This window comes from Aquiflexum sp. (assembly GCF_041749095.1).
GTDB lineage: Bacteria > Bacteroidota > Bacteroidia > Cytophagales > Cyclobacteriaceae > Aquiflexum.
Genome location: NZ_JBGTCA010000152.1, coordinates 1 through 4740, shown reverse-complemented (window position 1 = coordinate 4740; position 4740 = coordinate 1). Strand labels below are relative to the sequence as shown.

General features: G+C 35.5%; 7 protein-coding genes. 6 read left to right on the top strand and 1 reads right to left on the bottom strand.

Translation table 11 applies throughout. The features are described from left to right. From ACEW8O_RS07745 to ACEW8O_RS07720, 6 genes are all read left to right on the top strand, one after another. On the top strand, positions 1-641 hold a 641-nt coding region (locus ACEW8O_RS07745), incomplete at its 5' end, for a DUF4142 domain-containing protein (RefSeq protein WP_373494049.1). A gap of 236 nt (positions 642-877) precedes the next feature. Then, positions 878-1150: a hypothetical protein gene (locus ACEW8O_RS07740; RefSeq protein ID WP_373494048.1), complete on the top strand. Its 273-nt coding sequence runs from the start codon at positions 878-880 to the stop codon at positions 1148-1150. Between the two features lie 21 nt (positions 1151-1171). Continuing rightward, entirely contained in the window at positions 1172-1669 is a 498-nt protein-coding gene (locus ACEW8O_RS07735; RefSeq protein ID WP_373494047.1) for a hypothetical protein, read from the top strand. Between the two features lie 184 nt (positions 1670-1853). Continuing rightward, positions 1854-2306, top strand: coding sequence for a hypothetical protein (locus ACEW8O_RS07730; RefSeq protein WP_373494046.1), 453 nt, complete (start codon positions 1854-1856; stop codon positions 2304-2306). A gap of 144 nt (positions 2307-2450) precedes the next feature. Then, positions 2451-3401: a YihY/virulence factor BrkB family protein gene (locus ACEW8O_RS07725; protein WP_373494045.1), complete on the top strand. Its 951-nt coding sequence runs from the start codon at positions 2451-2453 to the stop codon at positions 3399-3401. Positions 3402-3596: 195 nt separating this feature from the next. After that, positions 3597-4007, top strand: a complete 411-nt coding sequence (locus tag ACEW8O_RS07720; protein ID WP_373494044.1) for a PEGA domain-containing protein — start codon at positions 3597-3599, stop codon at positions 4005-4007. Between the two features lie 10 nt (positions 4008-4017). On the opposite strand, the gene ACEW8O_RS07715 is transcribed toward ACEW8O_RS07720, so the two are convergent. Further along, positions 4018-4536, bottom strand: a complete 519-nt coding sequence (locus ACEW8O_RS07715) for a thermonuclease family protein (RefSeq protein WP_373494043.1) — start codon at positions 4534-4536, stop codon at positions 4018-4020. Between the last annotated feature and the right edge of the window lie 204 nt (positions 4537-4740).

Sequence of the window (4740 nt, the reverse complement as noted above, 5' to 3'; positions counted from 1 at the left end):
TTATTACTATGAAAAATCTAATAAATTTAAAATCAATCCTGATGTACACTTTGTGTATCGCAGGCACATTAGTTATTGCAACATCATGTTCTGAAAACAGAACCAACGATTCGAGAGATGTTGCTGAACAGGAAAACAAATCCAAACTGACTTCTGATAATAGAACCGGAGACAATAGAACTGCCGTGGTTATCGACAATGATAACGACGCTCAGTTTTTGATGGATGCTGCCGAAATGCGATATGAGAATATCAGCTTAGGGCAATTGGCCCAACAAAAAGGCAATACTGCAGATGTAAAAGAACTGGGTAAGATGATGGAAGAGGAAAATACAAAATCCCTTAACGAACTTAGGACTTTGGCACAATCTAAATCAATTGCAATTCCAACCTCAGTTACAGAAGACTCGAGGGACGCCCATAAAGATCTTAGTGATAAAAATGGAAATGACTTTGGTAAAAGCTATAGCAGTAGAATGGTAGATCAGCATGAAGATGCGATTGATTTGTATGAAAAAGCAGCCAATGATTCAGAAGATCCACAAATAAAGGCTTATGCTTCTGAAAACCTTACAACTTTAAAGACCCAGCTTAGAAAAGCTAAGGAATGTAAAGATAAGAGTGATAAAAGGAGTTCATAATTTCTGCAATGAATATATCCATGTCAGAAATGGATCAATAATAAAGGTTAAAATCCTATAATCTTTAGGTGTGCAGCGAACCATGTTTGTTGCACATTTTTTTTGATTTAAATGAATTAAATTTTAGATAAAAAATATCTTAAATTATATTTATATAAGTCATATATATAAGGTATATAATAATTTTCATAATTAAATAAATTTTATAATAATTAAATTTGTATAAACAAAACAATATGAAAGCAGAAAAATCAAATAAAACAGGCAAGGTCATAAAAACCATTTTGATGTTGATAGGAGCAGGGGCAGTAGTTGGCTTTTTTTCCAGTCAAAGAAACAGAGCTAAAACCCAGGAAAAGGCACAGGAATTTGGGAATTATCTACTTGAAAAAGTAAAAGATGAAAAGGATATGATTAGCAACAAAACCAAGGAGCTGATCCGGAAAACAAAAGCTGCAGGCGAAGATGTTGATAACGTACTTTCGGAATACCGAAATAAAATAGTTTAAAATAAATAAATAAAAGAAAACATGAAAAAGATAATAATGGAAATGTCGAAAATAGCAGCAGTGAGCGGCCTAGTAGTATTTGGCCTGTTCGGATGCGCACATCCCAATGCCAGGGATAGCCAAAATAATAGAAATAATACAGAGGTTGGGAATGAAAATACACGTGATGTAAATTCAAATCGCGAAGGGACTATGTCAAATCGTGAAGGAACGATGTCAAGAACCGGTTCACAGCAGGATTTTAATGCTTATTCTTCAGAAATGGAAGAAAGGTTCAATAAAAATACCGAGACATTGGAAGAAATGGTAAGAAACCAAAGATCAGGAGTCAATGCAGGTCATGAACAAAATCAAGAACTTCAGGAATTGAACAGGAGAAATCAGGAAATTCAAAACAAGGTAAAAGATCACAAAAACCATGGTTCAGATTCATGGGATGATTTTAAAAATTCAATCAATAAAGAAATGGATGAACTTGAAAAGTCTATCAAAACTTTAGGTGAAAAAGATTCCAAATAAATTTTGCGAATTCAAAAAAGCCGATTGGACCTTATTCAGGTCTGATCGGTTTTTTTTTTATGGTAGATCAAAAGAAAGTATTAAGCAACCAAGCAAAAAAGTTTATCCGCAAAATATAAACTGCCGGCGATTATATGGAGAGTATATTTTCTGATTTATAAAAAACAGATTAAAAATGAAAAAGATGAAAACAAAATTTTTGAAAATAGCAGTTATGAGTGGTATAGTGGTATTTGGCCTGTTCAGCTGCGCTCATCCCGATGTCAAGGAAATTGAATATCCTGAGAAGATTACTCAAAGAGATAGTTCTGACCTCGTGAAAACAAATAAGCTATTAAATAAGGAAAGAGCCGATGATTTGTTGGATTACATCGACCATAATGCAGTAATTGATGCAAGATATATTCAAAATGCCGAAGCGCTGAATGAAATGAGAAACGAATCCAAATCTGAAGTCAATGCTGTTCAGATGAAATATGATCAGGGCCTTTATGAATTGAATAAGATGAATCTGGAAATTAAAACCAAAGTAAATGATCATGTTATTCAGGACAAAAAATCTTGGGCTGATTTCAAGACATCCACCAACAGGGAGATGAATAGTCTTGAAAAATCCATCAGGGATTTAGCTGAATAGGACTCCCAATAAATTATCAGAAATTGAAACGCCGGTTAGACCTTAAATATGGCTAATCGGCTTTATTTTGGATTTTTTTATTTTGTTTAGGTTTATCTTTGATATAATAGGTTAGTAAATATGAATCCGCCTATAAGCAAGTCAATGACAAAGAAGGAAAAATTTAAGGTCAGGCATTTACCGAGATTATTTTGGGAAGCAGGGAAGATCTGGAACCTGAATAATCCCTGGAGATTGGGTGCAGTAGTAGCCTATTATGCTGTATTGTCTCTGCCTGGTTTGCTGATCATCATCATCAATGTAGTAGGGGCTATTTGGGGGCCGGAAATTGTAAGGGGCGAAATTACTGCTGAAATATCTGAGGCAATAGGTGCTGATGCTGCCAATTCACTTATAATAGTGATGGAAAACACTCAAAAGGATGACAGGACTTTTATGGCTACGGTAATTGGAATTGGGGTTTTGATTTTTGGTGCCACAGGGGTATTCTATCAGATGCAGATTTCAATGAATGAGATTTGGAATGTCAAAGTAGATCCTGAAGCCGGTTTTTGGAAAATCATCAAGGACCGGGCAATGAGCCTTGCATTTGTGACCGCCATTTCCTTTCTATTGATAGTCAGTTTTGTCATTTCTACCGGGCTGACATTGCTAAGTAAATACCTGTCCAATATTTGGGAACCTGCCTATGTAGTATTTGCAAGAATTATAGACTTCACTTTTTCTACAGGAATTTTAGCCCTTTTATTTGTTTTGATTTTCAGGTTTATGCCTGACATGAAAATAAAATGGGCTTCAGTATGGCTTGGTGGAATTATTACAGCTTTATTGTTCAATCTGGGCAAAACACTTTTAAGCTTTTATTTTGGGATTGCTGATCCTGGATCAACTTATGGTGCTGCAGGTTCGGTGGTATTGCTGCTCCTGTGGGTGTCATATTCCTGCTTGATCTTATTTTATGGGGCCGCATTTACCAGGGTATATGCAGAAAGGTACAGCCCAAAAGTCCATCCCGAAGAATTTGCCATGGTTGTAAAGGAAAAAGAAATAATTGTTGAAAGAGGTAGTGATTCACAAGATACCTCAGATGACTAATGAAAAGAATAAGAAAGAAATGCAAAAGAGTTGATCTTCCGTCCTTTGGTGGAGTGATTTTGGTAAGGAAGTAGTAGTGGTTTGAAATTAACATTAATAGTTCCATCATTTTTTTGTTTTTCAACAAAAACTATCACAATTTGAAATAGGTGGAAATAATATTTAGTTTTGTATCCAACAATTAAAATTCACCAAATGAAAAGAAATTCTCAATTAATTCAAGCTTTTGCAATCATCCTATCAGCTACAATATTTTTAGCAGGATGTGGCAGTACTACGATGATTCAATCCAGGCCGGATAATGCCAAGGTCTATTTAAATGGGGAATATATGGGAACTACACCCTATGCCCATAGAGATACCAAAATAGTGAGCAGTACCACAATAGTAACTTTGGAAAAAGAAGGTTATCAGCCTTTCAACACATCATTTTCCAGAGATGAGGAATTGGATGTAGGGGCTTTGATCGGTGGTATTTTTCTATTGGTTCCTTTTTTATGGATCATGAAATATAAGCCTTTCAGGACTTATGAAATGAAACCGGACCTAGGATATGACGGAAATCAAAATCATGAACCGATCCTTGAGGCTATCGAGCAAAAATAAAAATAGGGGATTATGGCATACCCCATAATCCCCTATTGTTTTTTCTGGCCTCTGTTTGAAGCTTTACAAAAAGTTCTGCATATTTCACATTTGGGGGTACGGTCATGACCATAGCATATCCATTTTCTACCAAATTTGCATTCAGAAAAGTACCATCCTCAAGATATACATAGGCCAGAAAAGTACCATCCTCAAGATATACATAGGCCAAAGTTCTTTTGTACCTATCGTATTTTCCGACATCATATTCGAGACGAATTTTTTTACCTACCAATAACTTTTCCACATATGCTGCGGCTTCTTTGCCATAATAACCGATTCCCTTTTTTCCGGTTCTTCTCGTTTCAGGCGCATCTACACCGATCAGCCTTATCTTTTCCTGTTCCCCCTTGGAATTAGTGATCCAAAAAGTATCACCATCCACAAACTTCGACACTTCAATCCATTTATGTTGGGTTTGGGCAGGAAGATCAACTAGGGGAAAGGTGAGGAGGAGTAGAAAGAGAAAGGTTAATTTTTTGAATGACATAAGACTTAAGATATAAGATGTAAGATTCAGGAGGCATTCATGCCATGACTTATAGTCATGGCACTCGACTTTGGTTCTTTACTACATAAATAATAAAAAAGGCTGTAAATTTTGTTTTACGGCCTTTTATTTTGATATTTATATCTAGTTAAACCACTAGATATGGGATATAAAACCAAAGTCCAGCTCATCAAGAGATTGAAA